This is a genomic window from Eubacterium sp. AF16-48 (assembly GCF_003479405.1).
GTDB lineage: Bacteria > Bacillota > Clostridia > Lachnospirales > Lachnospiraceae > Eubacterium_G > Eubacterium_G segne.
The window spans coordinates 40740-58255 of sequence record NZ_QUHB01000011.1; the positions used below are offsets into that span (position 1 = coordinate 40740).

Annotated in this window: 18 protein-coding genes; 11 read left to right on the top strand and 7 right to left on the bottom strand. The window is 34.6% G+C overall.

Annotated elements, in window-relative coordinates:
• The first annotated feature begins 62 nt into the window (after positions 1–62).
• The 9 genes from manA (at position 63) to DWW68_RS11285 (ending at position 9232) form a co-directional block, all read left to right on the top strand.
• Positions 63–1010, top strand: a complete 948-nt coding sequence (gene manA / locus DWW68_RS11245; protein WP_021953533.1) for a mannose-6-phosphate isomerase, class I — start codon at positions 63–65, stop codon at positions 1008–1010.
• A gap of 26 nt (positions 1011–1036) precedes the next feature.
• The gene (locus DWW68_RS11250; protein WP_118589838.1) at positions 1037–3001 is read left to right on the top strand and encodes a PTS sugar transporter subunit IIA; all 1965 of its coding nucleotides are present in this window, start codon (positions 1037–1039) and stop codon (positions 2999–3001) included.
• 194 nt (positions 3002–3195) lie between these two features.
• Complete coding sequence (locus tag DWW68_RS11255; RefSeq protein ID WP_021953531.1) at positions 3196–3639, top strand: PTS sugar transporter subunit IIA; 444 nt, start codon at positions 3196–3198, stop codon at positions 3637–3639.
• A 44-nt stretch (positions 3640–3683) separates the two neighbouring features.
• On the top strand, positions 3684–4919 hold the full coding sequence (locus DWW68_RS11260; protein WP_118589839.1) for a fructose-specific PTS transporter subunit EIIC: 1236 nt from the start codon (positions 3684–3686) through the stop codon (positions 4917–4919).
• Between the two features lie 122 nt (positions 4920–5041).
• Positions 5042–5350 (top strand): fructose PTS transporter subunit IIB, encoded by a 309-nt coding sequence (locus DWW68_RS11265; RefSeq protein WP_021953529.1) that lies wholly within the window; start codon positions 5042–5044, stop codon positions 5348–5350.
• 184 nt (positions 5351–5534) lie between these two features.
• Positions 5535–5798, top strand: coding sequence for an HPr family phosphocarrier protein (locus tag DWW68_RS11270; RefSeq protein ID WP_021953528.1), 264 nt, complete (start codon positions 5535–5537; stop codon positions 5796–5798).
• Between the two features lie 17 nt (positions 5799–5815).
• Positions 5816–7507, top strand: coding sequence for a phosphoenolpyruvate--protein phosphotransferase (ptsP, locus tag DWW68_RS11275; protein ID WP_118589840.1), 1692 nt, complete (start codon positions 5816–5818; stop codon positions 7505–7507).
• 54 nt (positions 7508–7561) lie between these two features.
• The gene (locus DWW68_RS11280) at positions 7562–8398 is read left to right on the top strand and encodes an HAD family hydrolase (protein WP_118589841.1); all 837 of its coding nucleotides are present in this window, start codon (positions 7562–7564) and stop codon (positions 8396–8398) included.
• A gap of 69 nt (positions 8399–8467) precedes the next feature.
• Positions 8468–9232, top strand: a complete 765-nt coding sequence (locus tag DWW68_RS11285; RefSeq protein WP_118589842.1) for a DeoR/GlpR family DNA-binding transcription regulator — start codon at positions 8468–8470, stop codon at positions 9230–9232.
• A gap of 698 nt (positions 9233–9930) precedes the next feature.
• Here DWW68_RS11285 and DWW68_RS11295 read toward each other — a convergent pair.
• From DWW68_RS11295 to DWW68_RS11325, 7 genes are all read right to left on the bottom strand, one after another.
• The gene (locus tag DWW68_RS11295) at positions 9931–10584 is read right to left on the bottom strand and encodes an ATP-binding cassette domain-containing protein (RefSeq protein ID WP_118589844.1); all 654 of its coding nucleotides are present in this window, start codon (positions 10582–10584) and stop codon (positions 9931–9933) included.
• A 16-nt stretch (positions 10585–10600) separates the two neighbouring features.
• Entirely contained in the window at positions 10601–11446 is an 846-nt protein-coding gene (locus DWW68_RS11300) for a hypothetical protein (protein ID WP_118589845.1), read from the bottom strand.
• On the bottom strand, positions 11433–12191 hold the full coding sequence (locus tag DWW68_RS11305; protein WP_118589846.1) for a hypothetical protein: 759 nt from the start codon (positions 12189–12191) through the stop codon (positions 11433–11435). Before DWW68_RS11305 ends, DWW68_RS11300 begins: the two co-directional genes overlap by 14 nt.
• A 7-nt stretch (positions 12192–12198) precedes the next feature.
• Positions 12199–13497, bottom strand: coding sequence for a hypothetical protein (locus DWW68_RS11310; protein ID WP_118589847.1), 1299 nt, complete (start codon positions 13495–13497; stop codon positions 12199–12201).
• Positions 13498–13589: 92 nt separating this feature from the next.
• Positions 13590–14300: a hypothetical protein gene (locus DWW68_RS11315; RefSeq protein WP_118589848.1), complete on the bottom strand. Its 711-nt coding sequence runs from the start codon at positions 14298–14300 to the stop codon at positions 13590–13592.
• Positions 14293–15675, bottom strand: coding sequence for a HAMP domain-containing sensor histidine kinase (locus tag DWW68_RS11320; RefSeq protein ID WP_118589849.1), 1383 nt, complete (start codon positions 15673–15675; stop codon positions 14293–14295). Before DWW68_RS11320 ends, DWW68_RS11315 begins: the two co-directional genes overlap by 8 nt.
• The gene (locus DWW68_RS11325) at positions 15672–16337 is read right to left on the bottom strand and encodes a response regulator transcription factor (RefSeq protein WP_118589850.1); all 666 of its coding nucleotides are present in this window, start codon (positions 16335–16337) and stop codon (positions 15672–15674) included. Before DWW68_RS11325 ends, DWW68_RS11320 begins: the two co-directional genes overlap by 4 nt.
• Positions 16338–16582: 245 nt before the next feature.
• On the opposite strand from DWW68_RS11325, the gene DWW68_RS11330 reads away from it, so the two are divergent.
• Both DWW68_RS11330 and DWW68_RS11335 read left to right on the top strand, forming a co-directional pair.
• Positions 16583–16780, top strand: coding sequence for a helix-turn-helix transcriptional regulator (locus tag DWW68_RS11330; protein WP_243053109.1), 198 nt, complete (start codon positions 16583–16585; stop codon positions 16778–16780).
• 316 nt (positions 16781–17096) lie between these two features.
• Positions 17097–17354 carry a hypothetical protein gene (locus tag DWW68_RS11335; RefSeq protein ID WP_118589851.1) on the top strand — a complete coding sequence of 86 codons (258 nt, stop codon included), beginning with the start codon at positions 17097–17099 and terminating at the stop codon, positions 17352–17354.
• Positions 17355–17516: the final 162 nt, after the last annotated feature.

Genomic DNA, 17516 nt, shown 5'->3' on the forward strand with positions numbered 1-17516 from the left:
TAGATTGGAAAGAGGATTGTTGAAATTAGCTACTGAGAAAAAACGAAAAAGAGGTATTTAACATGGAAAGACAAAGTTACTCAAATGAAGTTATTCTTTTGCAGCCGGTATTTAAGGACGCAATCTGGGGTGGAGATTTACTGAAAAATTTTGGATATGAGCAGGCTGGAGACAATGCAGGTGAATGTTGGGGAATAAGTGCACACAAAAGTGGTGACTGCACAATTTTAAACGGAGAATTTGCCGGAGAAAAATTGTCATGGTGCTATGAAAATCACAGAGAGTTATTTGGAAATATTGAAAACGACGTGTTCCCACTTCTTGTAAAAATAATAGGGGCGCAGCAGGATTTAAGCATTCAGGTACACCCTAATGATGCCTATGCGGCAGAACATGAAAATGGTTCATTAGGGAAAACGGAATGCTGGTACATTCTTGACTGCAAGGAAGATGCCAGTATTGTCATAGGTCATAATGCAAAGGATAAAAAAGAACTTGCAGATATGATAAATCAGGGACGATGGAATGAATTAATAAGAGTTGTTCCAATTAAAAAAGGTGATTTTTTCCAGATAAACCCCGGATGTCTTCATGCAATTAAAGGCGGAACATTGCTCATAGAAACACAGCAAAGCAGTGACATAACATATAGAGTTTATGATTATGACAGACTGCAGAACGGAAAACCAAGACAGTTGCATTTAAAACAAAGTATAGACTGTATTGAAGCTCCTCACGTTGATTACAACCAGGAGAGAATTGTTAATAACTATCCGGGAATGAGCAGTGAAAGGTTAGTAAAATGTCCTTTCTACACATTAGAGAGATGGGAAATAGACGGAAAATACAGTTTTGAAAATGATAAACCATTTATTAATGCAAGTGTTATAGATGGAAGCGGAATGATAAACGGACAGAAGATAGGAAAGGGTGAACATTTTATTATTCCTGCTACATTAAAACAATGTAACATTGAGGGAAAATTAACAGTAATGATATCATACTGCTAAAAGATATTAAGAAAGTTGAAAGAGATATGTTATCAGAAAGAAGTCTTCAGATATTAGAAAAATTAATTGACAATAACCGTACACCTATTACGTCAAAGACTCTGGCACTGTATCTTGGCGTATCAGAAAGAAGTGTAAAAACCTATATTAAGGAGGTCTCGGATTTTTGTAAGGAGCAGGGAATGACCTTGGAAAGAAAGCCGGGAATAGGTTTTGTGGCAGACTTTTCTGAAAACCAGATTGAGCAGGTTAGTGCCATGAAACGTGACAAAAAAATGGTAATGTCCAAAAAACAGAGAATGGGTTATATAATGTACATTCTTTTAAGCGGATGGGACACTTATACTCTGTCATTGTTTTCAGAGGAATTAAATGTTAGCAAGAAAATGATTGGCGATGACATTAACACCATATCAAAGGAGCTTGAAAAATATAATATTCATATTAACAGGGTTGCAGGACATGGTGTGTTTATTTCCGGTGAGGAATTTTCCATAAGAAAGGCAATGAAAAGTTATTGCAGATATGCCATTGGAAATAATAAGGTGGACAATGTACACGATTACAGGGTTAATTATGAAGAAGAGTATTTGTGGATAAATAACTTTGGAAGGGATAATTATGAGAAGGCCATTGAAGTAATAGGGGCAATAGAGAAGGAATTTGATGTTGCCTATACAGACTATTCCTTTAGAATGTTGGCAGAATATCTTAGCATCCAGTTATTTAGAATCAGAATGGGAAATGTTATAGAGAAGAATATTGTCAAAGAAGAAGGAAAATTAAGCAATCCTGAAATTGTTGGAAAAGTGTGTCAGATGTATGAGCAGCTGGGAAAAGTGCAGATTAATGAATATGAGAAGCAATATATAGACATACTATTTGCAGCGGCAGCAGTGCAGCTTAAGAAAAATCGTACACAACTGGTAAACAATAGCAGATTTGACAGCAAAAATCAGGAAATATGCGCTGAAATTTTAAAATATCTTTCTGAAATTTTAAATGCGGATTTAGAGGGAAATGAACTTTTAAGAACCAGCTTAGAAGCGTTTATTCCACCGTCATTTATTAGAACACAGTATGGTTTTGAGGTTAGCAATCCTTTCTTAGGAGATATAAGGGAAATGTATTCGGGAATTTTTGCCACATGCTTTACATTGGGAAAATTCTACGAAGAATATACAGGAGAGATACCTACAGACCATGAAATTTCTTTTATCGCACTGTTTTTAGGAGGTGCACTTCACAGAAATGTGAAAAACGTCAAAGCGGTGTTAATTGGTACCAGCGGAATTGCCGCAGCTAATATTGTGGCAAGAAAAATAGAAAACAAAATTGATGATGTAAAGATAGTTGCCATATTATCCTCCCAAAAAATAGAGAATATAGAGGACTATGATTCTGATATTATCCTGTCGTTACTGCCAAACTTTGAATATGAGGACAAGGTAGTACATATATCGCCTATTGTCAGCAGGGATGATGAACAGAAAATTAAGGATGCATGCTTTGAGGCATTGTCAAATCCACGGTTTGGAAGCGAAAAGTTTGATGAAATAGTTGATAAGGATCATATACTGATTGTCAGGGAAAAAGTGGAGCGTGAGGCCATTCTTAAAGAGGTTTGCAAGCGTCTTTGCGAAGGTGGATATGTAAAAAAAGAATTTTACGATGATGTAATAACAAGAGAAAAAATAGAATCAACAGCTATTGGAAATGAAGTTGCCATTCCTCATGGAATGCCGGAAAATGTTATAAAACCAAAAGTTTTTGTGGTTAAACTTGAGTATCCGGTAAACTGGGGAGGAAAAATGGTTAGCACAATATTCCTTTTAGCCCTTAACTTTAACAACATTGAAACTACTAAGTCATTTTTCATGGCATTTACCAGATTGGTAGGTTCAGAAACCAGAATAGGAAAAATACGTAAATGTCAGACTCCGGAGGAGATAGGGGACATATTCAAAAGAGAATTGCATTATAAACAATAAAAATTAATAAAAAATAATGAAAAGCTTTTGATTTTTCAAAACGTTTCAATGCAAGAAAAATACTAAGTTTGAGAAAAATTGCACTAACTTTAGTGCAATTTTCTTTTTTTGCGAGAATTGAAAAAAAGTAATAAAGCCCTTAGAATGAAATTACACAATGGTGGTAATAATTTTAAGAAAAGGAGGACAAAGGTTTGGCTAAAGAACTAATGAGCAAAGAGATTGTTATGTTTGACGTTAAGGCAGAGAATGCAGAAGGGATTATCAGATTAATAGCTGATGCGATGGACAAGGACGACAGACTTATTGACAAAGAAGGTTATGTAGCAGATGTTATGGCAAGAGAAGCAAGTTCAAGTACGGCAGTTGGTTTCTCAGTTGCTACACCACATTCAAAGTCAGTACATGTTAAGGAACCATCACTTGCTTTTGTACGTCTTGCGCATCCTGTTAAATGGGATGATACGGAAAGCGTTGACATGATATTCCAAATCGGTGTTCCTTCACCGGGACAGGGTGACAGACACTTAGAAATTCTTGCAGGATTGTTCAGAAAGGTTATGCATGAAGACTTTAGAGAACAATTAAAGAATGCAAAAAATGCCGATGAAGTTATTGAACTTATTGGCACAGTTTAAATCCTGAGGTCAGGATAAAATACGTTTTGAAAAGGAGAAAAGTTATGAAAGAATTGGTAGATATCTTAAAAAACACCAAACAGCACCTTATGAATGGTGTGTCATATATGATTCCTGTTGTTGTTGGTGGTGGTATCTTAATGGCCATCGCAGTATTATTAACAGGTGAAGGAGCAGCTCCGGGATGGGGTTCAGGTCTTCCTTATTGGTTATGGACAATCGGAGCTGATGCTCTTGGATTAATGTGTCCTGTATTTGCAGCATATATTGCTTACTCAATTGCAGACAGACCCGGAATTGCAGTAGGTATGGCAGGCGGATTTATGGCACTGAATATTCCTACAGGTTTAGGAGCACCTGTTCAGACTTTGGTAGAAATTACTAAGGGTGTTACAGTTCCTGATGGAGCAGTTTTAACAACAATTGACAATGTTCAGTATTATGTTAATTCAACAAGAGCAGTACAGACAGCTTCAGCCGGATTTATAGGAGCAGCTATTGCAGGTTTAATTGCAGGTATTGTAGCGCATTACTTAAAGAAGATTCCTCTTCCAAAGTCAATGCAGTCACTTAAATCGATTATCATTATCCCTGTAGTTGGTGTGTTAATTGTAGGTGCTATAATGTTCTTATGCGGAGCACCAATTGCATCATTTATGACATGGCTTGAAGGTGTAATGACAGATATGGCACATGGAAATCATGGAAGTCTTGCCCTTGCAGGAATTAGTGCTTTGGCATCACTTATGATAGCATTTGACCTTGGTGGTCCTGTAAACAAAGTTGCTTACTCAATTTTAATGGTAGCATTTGTAGGTACAGGTATTTACACATTCGCAGCTCCTGTTGGTATTGCTATTTGTATTCCTCCAATCGGATGTGGTGTTGCTTCATTAGTTTTAAGAAAGAAGTTCTCACCGGAAGAACAGAATGCAGGCATCGGTGCTATAGCGATGGGTTGCTGTGGTATTACAGAAGGTGCTATTTCATATACAGCTGCTGATCCGACAAGAATGATTCCTATTAACATGATTGCATCAGCAATTGCAGGTGGTCTTGCAGGATTCCTTGGAGTTGGTGCTAAGATGTCAGCTTGCTGGGGTGGTTTAATTGTAGCTCCTGTTATTCAGGGTGAAAGCTTTATGTCAGGTTGGCCACTTTACGTAATCTGTATTTTAGTTGGTGTAGCAATTTACGTTGGTTTGTGTGCATTATTAAAGAAAGATTATGTTGCACCTGAACCGGAGGATTTAGGAGATGTTGATATCTCATTTGAATAAATCATATAAGAAATATAATTTGTATAATAAACTGATAAGTCGGATTTAAGTCAGGAAAATATAACTTGTATAAAATAAACTGATAAGTCGGATTTAAATTAACAAGAAAGAGAGTGAATGATATGAAATTTTTAGCAGTTACAGCATGCCCTTCAGGGGTTGCACATACTTATATGTCAGCAGAGGCTATTCAGCAGGCTTGCAAAAAAGCAGGAATTGAGTGCAAAGTTGAAACACAGGGTTCTATAGGTATTGAAAACGCTATTACAGCAGAAGATATTGCTACAGCAGATGCAGTAATATTAACAACAGATATGCCTATTAAGAATGCAGGTCGTTTTGATAACTTAAAGAAAGTTAAAATAACTACAGGTCAGGCAATTAAGCAGGCAGATGCCATCGTAGCTAAGATGGTTGGAATGCTTAAATAATAGCAGGTAGCTGTTTAAGCCAAACTTAAATTAAAATTATTAAACCAAATTTATCCGGGCGGGCGAAGGGTATGCCTGCCCGGATATATAAAATTAAGGGAGAATCGTAGAGTAAAACATTAAATTAGAAAACTGTTGCGAAAGCAATTTAAATAAAGTATCGAATAAGAAGGAGGACGAAAATATGGTAAGCAAGACATTAACAGTAAACAATCCGGAAGGATTACACATGAGACCGGCAGGAGTTATCGCAAAGGAAATGGGTAAATTCGCATGCGACATAACAATTGTATTTGGTGAAAAGAGAATAAACGCAAAGAGTCTTATAAACATCATTTCAGCATGTATCAAAACAGGTGCAGAAGTAACTTTTGAGTGTGATGGTGAGGACGAAGAAGCAGCAATGGCAAAGATTGTTGAACTTGAAAGTCAGAATTTTGGTGAATAATAATAAGAGGTAAGATTATGTACAAAGGTATTGCAGGTTCCGAAGGTATCGGAATAGGAAAAGTTGTTATAATTGAAGACCACGACATTACTATTGAAACAAAGCATGTTCCGGAAACAGACTCAGAGATTGCCAGATTACAGGAGGCAATTGAAAAGTTTGTGGAAATTACAAATAAGATGGCTGATAAAATGGATGAAACTGTTGGTAAAAAGGACGCAGACATTTTAAGAGGTCATATACAAATGCTTCAGGATCCAATGATTGAGGAACAGATTTCCTCACTTATTGTAGCTGAAAAGATTACTGCTGAAATGGCAGTTGATCAGGTGTTAGAGCAGACAGCAGAAATGTTTTCACAGATACCTGATGAATTATTACAGCAGAGAGCTACAGACTTTAGAGACATTAAAGCAAGAATGATTAAGTTACTTATGGGAATTGAAGATGTTGATATTTCCCAGGTACCGGCAGGAACTGTTTTAGTGGCAAAAGATTTGACTCCATCTATGACAGCAGGAATCAAGCCTGAAAATATTGAAGGTATTCTTACAGAGATGGGTGGAAAAACATCTCATTCAGCTATATTGGCAAGAGCAATGGAAATTCCGGCGGTTTTAAGTATTGAAGGAATATGTGATATTGTAAAGAATGGTGACACTGTTGTTCTAGACGGAACAAGTGGTGAGGCATTAGTTAATCCGGAAGAGGATGCTGTTAAGGAATTTGAAGATAAACGTGAACAGTTTGCAAAGGATAAGGCTCTTCTTAAGGCATATGCCGGAAAGCCGTCTGTTACAAAAGATGGAACAAAGGTAGAATTAGTATGCAATATTGGAAAGCCGGAAGATGCAAAGAAAGCTGTTGAATGTGACGGAGAAGGTATCGGATTATTCAGAACTGAATTTTTGTTTATGGACAGAGACAGCATTCCTACGGAAGATGAACAGTTTGAAGCATATAAAGCGGTTGCCGAAACAATGAAAGGTAAGCCGGTAATTATAAGAACCCTTGATATAGGAGGCGACAAAGATGTACCGTATCTTGGACTTGAAAAGGAAGAAAATCCTTTTTTAGGATTTAGAGCAATAAGGTTTTGCCTTCAGAGACAAGATATTTACAAAACACAGTTAAAAGCACTTGTAAAAGCCAGTGCATATGGTAAAATAAAGATAATGGTTCCATTGGTTACAGGAGTAGATGAGCTTCGTCAGGTTAAGACTATGGTAGCTGACATTATGAAAGAGTTTGACGAAAAAGACGTTCCGTATAACAAAAACACAGAAATTGGTGTTATGATGGAAACACCGGCAGCATGTATGATGGCAGATGCGTTGGCAAAGGAAGCTGCATTCTTTAGTATAGGTACAAATGATTTAACAGGATATACTATGGCAGTTGACAGAGGTAATGCAAAGGTAGCATATCTGTATTCCACATATAACCCTGCGGTTCTCCGTGCTATTAAGAGAATAATTGAGTGCGGAAGAAAAGAAGGAATCATGGTTGGTATGTGTGGTGAAGCAGCAGCTGATCCAAAGTTAATACCATTACTTTTGGCTTTTGGTCTGGATGAATTCAGCGTAAGTGCCACAAGTGTTTTGAAAACAAGAAAGATTATTTCTGATTGCGATGTTGCGGCATGTAAGGAATTAGCCGAAAAGGTTATGCAGTGCATTACTGAGGAGGAAGTCTTAAAGTTATTATAATTTAATTTGCAAAATGCAAATAGTATTACAATATTTAATGGATTGGAGCCCAAAATGAATATCAAACTTATAGCCACTGACGTAGATGGTACTCTCGTTGCAGATGACCACTTAACAATCCCCCCAATTAATATTAATGCGTTTAGAAAGGCTAAAGAAAACGGTGCATTAATAGCCGTAAGCACCGGAAGACCATATTCATTAACAAAAAGGGAATGCGATTTGTTAGGTTGCGTAGACTATTTGATACTATCAAACGGAGCAGCTGTGGTGGACATGCACAGCGCAAAGGTTCTCTGCAGCTGCTACCTTCCTTTTAAATCCCTAGAGAGAATATTAAGTGTTTTTGAAAAATATCCGTTGGTATATGAGATTTATGCAGATGGTGCAGGTTATATTACGGATTATACATATGAACATTATTTTGAAGCTAAAGGTCTTCCTGAAGTCTTTTTAACTGAATACAGAAAAATAATGGAGAGATGTGACAGCCCGTGGGATATTATAAGGACTAAAAATGTTGAAAAGTTTAATGTTTCACATATTCCTGATGAATGTATTGAACCTTTGATGAAGGATTTAAGTGAAATTCCTGATTTGGTTTATTCGGCAGGATATAAAGGAAATATGGAGATAACTGCTGTGGGAGCTGACAAGGGGAATGGACTTAAATGGTTAGCAGATTTTCTTGGAATAAATAGTGAAAATATTATGGCATTCGGAGATTCAGGAAACGATGCCACAATGCTTGAGTATGCCGGATATTCCTATGCATTAAAGACGGGAAATGATTTGGCAAAGGAGAAAGCAAAGTTTATTACAACAGAAGGTAATGCTGATGGGGGTGTAGGAATTACCATTGAGGAATGGTTAAAAAGCGAAAAAATATAAGAACACTTATTTGACATAAATTAAATAATGGTACACAATAGTAGGTATAAATTTTACTAAGGAGGATTTATGCTGGCAAGAGAAAGACAAAATAAAATCGTCGAAATTGTAAACAGAGAAGGTTCCGTATTAGTTAAGGAATTAAGCGAGTTATTTAAAGTTACAGAAGACAGTATTCGAAAAGATTTATCTGCGTTAGAGAAAAAAGGGCTGTTAAAAAAGACTTATGGCGGTGCCATTAAGAATCGTGTGAATACCCATGAAATATATGTTTCCCAGCGAAAGGGAAAGAATGTAAAAGAAAAGCAGCTTATAGCGCAAAAGGCGTTTGAACTGATAGAAGAAGGGGATATGATTTTTCTTGATATTTCTACCAGTAATATAGAACTGATTAAATTAATTATTGAAGCCAATCTGAAGATAACCGTTGTAAGTAATATGATAGATGTTATGCTTTCTTTTGTGCAACCTTCAGATACAAATTTTGTGTTTGTTGGTGGAAAGATGAACAGGGGAAGAGATGGCTTCATTGGCTCATATACAAACAAGCAGGTGCAGGAATTTAATTTTGATAAAGCTTTTATGGGCGCGGTAGGTGTAGATACTGACAGGGATAAAGTCTATACATATGCTACAGATGACGCATTAACTAAAAAGATGATAATGGATGTCAGCAACAAGTCCTACGTTATGTTGGAAACGAGAAAGCTTGCCCGTGAAGGTAATTATAAATATGCAAATATTAGTGATTTTGCAGGAATTGTAATGGATAGTAAACCGGAGGAAAAAGCACTGAAGGACTTGCAACAGTACAACGTGGAATTGTTCTATTAAAATAGATTAGATAAACAAAAATATTGTTTTTTGATGGGTGTGTCATAATTTATCTTTCAAAAGGGGCATCCCGGGTGTAGTTCAATAAGTTAGAAAGTTGGATTACATTTCGGGGTGTCCCTGATTTTATGTGGCAGTAAAAAATTATAAAAATAAATTAAAAGAAATAAAAAAAATATTATAAAGTATTGACATATTTTGTAAATGATGATATTTTCTTTACGCTTGAGTGAAATTCTAGTTAAGGAGAGTGTGGTTATATGGAATACATTTTTTTAATCTTTGTTATATTAAAGTTAATATCCTGTATTTTGACGGTGCATTTCAGGATGAAGTACAGAAAGTATGCAGTCATATTGAATCCAATTACCACATTGCTGTGCATATGTATAATTTGGATATACGCTAACGGTTCTATTAATGAAGCTTTACCAATAACAATTTGTTTAGTGGCATATGAAATTGTACTTCAGATCATTATGTTTTCCATTTGTTTTTATACCAGAAAATCACAAAAGAGGGCGTAAAATTACGAAACATATCACTTGAAAAATGTTTTTGTTTGCATAACTATGGTTTTACCAGAAAGACGTGGGGGAGGAAGTTGAATGATTGTAGGTATGTGTGACTATAACCAAGCGTTCTGTGCATTCCTATCCAAGATTAAATTGTTAAGTTTCTCTGCCAAACATCAAATCTTATTCTTTTCCTGACCTTATGGTAGTAAGCACACCTTTATCCATCTCGTGAACTGTGTCACACAACACATCAATATCTTCTGCTGAATGTGAAGCTATCAAAATTGTCTTTCCACTCGCTTTTAAGTCGAGTAAATAATTTCTCATATCTGCAACGCCATCTTTATCCAAACCATTCATAGGCTCATCAAGGATAAGAATATCAGGGTCTTCCATTATAGCCTGTGCAAGACCAAGACGCTGACGCATACCAAGCGAATATTTTCCAACGTGTTTTTTACTTTTAGGGTCAAGACCAACTCTGCTAATTGAGTCATATATTTCTTGCTTCGATATTTTACTTTGTATGTCTGCTAAAAATTTTAGATTTTTATATGCATTATATGAGGGCAAAAAACCAGGGGTTTCAATAATAACACCAATGTCTTTCGGCATATCAAAATCTTTCTTTAATGTTTTTCCATTTATCATAATCTGTCCGGATGATAGTGGTACAAAACCACAAATACATTTCATCAGCATAGTTTTACCACTACCATTTCTACCTATCAGTCCGTGAACTTTACCTTTCTCGAACTCAATATTTACATTTGAAAGGACAACTGTTTCTCCAAATGATTTATTGACATTTTCAATTTTTATTGCAACGCACATAATAATGCCACCTCCATTATCTTTTTAGTTCTTTATCAAAGTTGTATCTTTTTGAAGAGTACAGAATTATTACAAACAACACTAACAGCATAATCATATAGAATGCAGTTATATATCCATAGCTTGGTAGCCCATCATTAGGTTTTAATTGTATATAATTCAAGGTACTCCAAGACACCGGAGACATTTTTACTAATGAAGTTTGTTTTGCTGCCACCGCACTAAACACAAGCAAAAATGATGCCAAAAAAGTTCCGCTACCTTTTATTTTCATATTGAACAGAAATATTACAAAACCAAGTATCACTCCGGAAATCCAAGAATGTAAAAATGTAAACCACATCGCACTAATCGGAGAGAACATATTAATAACATTTCTTTCAGGACTGAATCCTAACTGGAATTTAGTCCCCATAGTTGTATTAGCGAGTGTATTGAGCAATTTGCCCCATTCTCCTGTGAACTCTATACAATCTAAATTTAATACAATAGAGAACACCATAACAAAGGCAAAGTACAGAGCAGATGCAACCACAATATAAAGCATTTGACCAATGCACCATTTATTTCTACCTGTTCTGATAAGTACATAGAGCTGATTTTTATCAATAAACGGAGCGTTGCTGAAAATCAAAATCAAAGGGAAGAAAAACAACATTTTGTTATAATATTGCATATATAAAAAAGGAAATATCCACGGCGATGATTTTACACCTGTGTAATCGCAAATATCAGAAAGCCCTTTTGTAAGAGAATGAATGAAAATTAACACAATGAATAGAGCTATCCATATTCGACAGTCGTATTTCCATTTTCTAAAATTCTGTAATACTATGGAAAAAATAGATTTAAACCATTTCATTTCTACTCCTCCTTTTTACAAAATGTGAAAAAATACAACCTGATATTGCCATTATTAAAATAAATACGCCTATTGTATAAAAGCAATTCAACAGAGGTGATTTATCAAACACGGCAAAACAATGGCTCAGATTATATAAATTTAAATACGGAGGTAAACCAAGTGTCATTTCTTCTAAAAGATAACCAAAAATCAAAGGTGAACCCAGTGCAACATAATTGTCCGGAAGAACCGATGAAAAGGTTAGTCCTACAATTGTCCACATTGTGGCGTATAATGAAAACACACTGACAATTAGAAATACATATAAAATAGGACTGTTTAACGCTATATAGCTATAAACATCCGGGGTTTCGTATGGCTGTGGTGGACAGAAAAACGAAACCATACCAAAATAAGTCATAATTCCCACAAATATTGAAGTGAATCCGGAAAGTGCACATACTACTACATTTGACCATGCATAGTTTCTTTCGCCACTGCGCACAATAATCGATTTTATATAACCCGAATTGCAATCTTGACAATAAACTGTGACAAAAGGAATAGAAGAAAAGAAAACCATTACTTTTTTGAACATTCCCAGATGAATCATCAAATCAATGGTATACACTGAATTTGTTCCAATTCCATCAATATATTCACGAGAACTTACATAACACATGAATACCGTGGTGATAATTGAAGCGATATACCATTTTGACACAAATGCCCTTTTTAGGCTTGACACAAACAAACTCTTCATATAACCACTATCCTCCTATTGAAACCAAAGGGATAACTTCACCGCTTACCGCACTAATTATTGTGGTATAATTTTGGCCTTCTAAATTCTCTTTTATATCTATGATATCAGATAACGAGTTTTTACATTTTCCATATTTTCCGTCGATAAACCATACAGGCTCAATTCTCCATTCTTTAATATTATCAAAATCGTATCTTGCTATATATCCAAGCTTGATCATTGTAATTTCGATTTCATTATCTAAAATAATATTTTCAAAAGATTTTTTAATACTTTGAACAACATCTAATGTAGAGCAAATATATGAATCTTGAATTGTGCTTTTTACATCAAAAACACCAGACACTTCAAATGCAATCAATCCATTTCTACCATAAATGAAATAAACCCTTGATGAGGATATAAATTCGTTTTCACCAGTAGCGTTCATAATACTTAGCGAAGGAATATTTTGATAAAGAACAGGATATATCAGGAGATATGCATCCTGTTCGTAATCCCATTTACTAACTTTTTCACCATATTTATCTCTTGTATCATATTCATCCTGTAGTTGATTTACTGTAGCAGCATCCATTGAATAGACTTGTGCTTCTCCAAGAATGTCATCAATATCAAGCAAGGATATAACTTGATTAGCATTGTCTAAAGCATTGCTTTTTTCAATTCCATCTATGTTTTTATTATTGAAAATTTTCTTAAGCGTATCTTTTTCCTTGAAGTTTTTATAATTATCGAAATAATATGTGTAATTGTATTCAATCTCCATTTTTGTGCGATAAGATACAGTCCCTAAAGAAAATGTTAAATCAGATTCGTCATCAAAAATATAGGAATAAAAGAGGTCATCCGGTCCAGTCATTTCGTCTGAAAATTCATCCACAATTTGACGTCCATCTGAAATACCGGAAACAATGCTTTCTTTGTCCCAAGTCACTGGTTTTGCAGAAGCTATTGACACTTTTTGATTCATGTCAAAATCAGCCGGAATATTTACATTGGCTTTAATTGTAAGCTTCTCAACATCCCTATCCTCAATGTAAGTTGGAAATTCGCTTACATCATTTTCATTATTTGCTCCTGATGAGTTATCTCCCGATAAGGAAGAATTAGAGTTTTGCTTATTTTCTGTTGTAGGAAAACATCCTGTCATCATAGCAGACACCAATATAACCAACATACATACGCTAATTATTTTTTTAATATAAATTCTCATAACATACCTTACCTTTCTTTTTACAATTAATATCTTGAGGTTTAATCTTATATTTTGATATAGAATCGTAATTTTTCCATAAATCAAGCCTCCCGTATGATCTATAACTAAATCATACGGGAGGCTTGTATCGTAAATTGTATCAATCTGTATCTAAATTGTATATTCTGTAATCATCTTTATTTTTCTTTTACATCGATTGGACACTGTAAAATTCCAAACTCTGTATAATATTCTTTTATATCATCTTTCTTACATGCCCATTCCTCTAAATAATAATACTCATTTATGTCAAGTCCTAATTGATTCTCATAATAGTTTTTTACCGCTAACTCTAATGAATTTATAAATGATGGATCTTCCTGTCCATAATTTAGGTAGTAAGATGAAGAAGGGCAAGAAAGGGATATTAATGTTTTTGTTTTTTCCTCATAATTGAATTCAAGCACGAAATCGCCCAATGTTATAACCACATTTATAAAATTTAGTGCCGTAGGTTGATTATCTATCTTGACTAAAGTGCTGTTTTGAGAATAATTCGCTATTCCATCTGAAATTATCATTTTTATGTGTTCGCAAATAGATTCATCGCTTTCAAAAAAAGTTTCAAATAACTCAAATGATTTTTTTTGCATATAGGATGGTTCATAATTGTCTCTATCTAAAGATATATCATTATATGCACCAATACCTATCTCACGATTATAATAAAGTTCAGCGACCTGATTACTTGTTATTTTCGTGGTGTTTCGCATATTGTAATCCCAGTAAATTTTTTTATTCAGTAATCTTTCTTCATTTTGCTCATTCATAAGCTGCGGTAAGAATACAATACAAACAGTCATAATTAACAATAATAAAAACACACTTATTTTCTTTACTTTATTCATCTTCTTCACCGCCTTTTTTTAAGGTAAAGGAAACGGTAGTGCCATTACCTTTTTCACTTTCAAAAGAAAGCTCCGTACCGTGGAGTGTTGCAATCTCTTTGCACAAGGATAATCCAAGACCTGCACCACCAAATTTTCTTGAACGAGATTTATCCTCACGGTAAAATGGTTCGGTTAAAAGTTTAATATTTTCCTTTGCAATACCTCTGCCTTTGTCCTCAACAAAAACTCGAACAATATCATTTGATGATTTGCTATAAATTTTAACAGTAGTTTGAGGTTCTGATGCCTTAAAAGCATTGTCAACTAAATTATAAAGAAGTGAAAGCAAAAGCACGCCATTTGCACATATTGTTTCATCATCAAAATCAATGGAAAATAAAACATCGTACTTTTCGGATAAGTGTTTTAGAGTGGCTTTTAACTGTTCTCCAATGGTTAAAAGATTTAGTTTTTCCATTTCTATCTGCTCATTTTGAAACACGTATAAATCCAGTAATTGTAATGATAGTTTTTCAAGACGCTTTGCTTCATTATATATTGCTTCCGCTGCTTGGTCTTTCTCCGTTGTATTCAGGTCGTAAGAACGTAACATTTGAGCGTATCCTATGATAGCCGTCATTGGAGTTTTCATTTCGTGAGTAAAATCAGCCACAAAGATATTACGTTTTTCCGATTCTTCTCTGATCTCTTTAATTTTTTGTTCAATAGCTAATGACATAGAATTAAAACTTTCGGATAAAGCAGTGATTTCGTAATCAGAGCTTTTAACATCAACTTTTTTTCCATAGTTGCCCAATGCGACCTCATCCGAAACTTTGGTAAGTAAACTCAAAGGTTTTGTTATTTTTTTCGCTGAGGCAAGTATCAACAATCCGCTTATAACAGATATGATGAAAACGACAATGCCATAACTGTTCCAAAACAAACCACATTGTTTTTGTATTTCCGTGAAATCTGAGTAAACAACGAGATAATAAACATCTGCTTCGGTGCCAATTTTGCATACTGATTCCATAAGGATTAGGTCATCTTTTTTAATAAACTGAGATACACACTTGTTGTCATCAATCTCCGTATATTCACTTGTTGCATTTTGTGATGTATGTATTTCAATCTCCACCACGGAATTATCTAAAGAATCCTTTATTTGACGGACTATATTGTTTTTATGCGTTCCGGGTATTTCGCTGTAAGAAACATCTGCGAAAGCCAAAAAACTGTCTGCTACATAGTTTACGGTGGCCTTTACACGTTCTACTTGCGTATTCCAAAGAGTATTGTTTACATTATTGATAACAAGTATCCCGCCAACACCCGTCGCAAGGAGAACGATGATATATGCTATGCAAAAAAAATTATATGATAATTTCATTTTAATTTCTCCGCTCTAAATTTGTATCCAACCTTATATATTGTTTCAATGGCATCGCCTAAATCAAGTTTTTTCTTCAACCTTTGAATGTGGAGATCTATTGTACGAGTATTTCCAAGATAAGGTTCTTGCCACACTTGTTCAAAAATGGTTTCTCTGTATAATGCAATGTTTTTATTCCGTACCAAGTACAATAATAAATCATATTCTTTGGCAGGTAAAACTACAAGTTCTCCGTCTAGCAGAACGGTGCGTTCCAGAGTGTCAATTTTGATTTTACCAACTTCAAGGATATTATCAGTCTTATGAAATCTTCTGAGTACAGTAGCTACACGTGCCAATAATTCTTCTAAATCAAACGGCTTTGAAATATAATCCTCAGCACCAAGTTTTAACCCTTTTACTCTATCAGGCACGGAAGTTTTGGCAGTAACAAAAATAACAGGTATATCAAACTGTTTGATATATTCTATTAGATCGTATCCGTCAATATCAGGCAACATAATATCAAGTAATATTAAATCATATCTTTTTTCTTCAATTTTTTGGGTCGCAGCCATTCCATCATTCACTATTTCACACATATATCCGTTTTTACAAAGACACAGTTTAACCATTTCGGCTATGGACTGCGCATCTTCAACAATTAAAATTTTATTCACTTCGTTCACCTCTGATTTTATTATAACATATAATTGTATCTTTTTTTGTATCTTGCCCTCTATAATAGGATTCAAGGTTGGTTTAACATTAGACGATTTCAATTTTATTTTTCACAACCTGAATTCTTATCGCTTCTATGTAGATATGAAATACCCTATTATAAGAGATTTCAAATCGTTCAATAAGAGTTCTCGTTTCTGTAAAATATAATAGATTTATTATATCAATGCAAGGTGGTGAGCTTATGGACGATAGAAACAACGATTTCGACTTCGATTTTATGCCTATAGGACAAGCGATTAAGAGAGCAGGAACTGCACAGGGGATGACAAGAGAACAACTTTCTCGTATCGTTGATTACGACCCAAGACATCTACAAGCTATTGAAAACGAGGGTCAATATCCAAGTTTAGAATTGTTCATTCAACTTGTAACCATCTGATGAAGAGCAGATGAGAGATAAAATTGAAAAACTATGTAGAAAAAATTATAACATACAAAATGTACGGTATGAACAATTTGCAGATGGGGAGGAAGTCGAAAATACCTGTCAGTACAAGAATGCGTACGAAGGTATTTAATGAACTAAAAAAATACGAATATAAAAATTTACATACAATAAATTAGGTAGTGAATAGCGTTTACAACAAAAAGGTTGCGTTTACAACAAAAGGATTGAAAGTTAATAAAAGAAGGAATATGTTGACAGTCTAAAAGAGGAACTTAACAAACCGGAGAATAAGGAACAGCTTAATTCAGTGTTAAAAGGTTTTGGTTCAGAAGATGAATATTGGGATTATGAATATATGGTTTATCAGAAACAACTGCCTATTCAGAAATATGTTAAGAGCCTTGAAAATGATTATAATAATGCACATCAGGACGAATTTACAGAAGAACAATTGGCACAGAATTGGAATACCAAGCTGGATTCTATCAAGAAAAAGTTAGTAAAAGAGCAGCAATTTAAAGATGTTCAGAAACCTGTAGATATAGGACAAAGCTTTCAGGAGTAGTATGTGGAAGTTTGAAGAATAGCATGTGGAATAGTATATAAAAGGAATATTTAAATAAAGAAGTCTGATTGGAAAAAAATCCAGTCAGGCTTTTTTTGACATCAAATTACCCTAATATTACGTAATGCCTTATATCTAAGGTAGTTTCTTAGCTCAAATCGG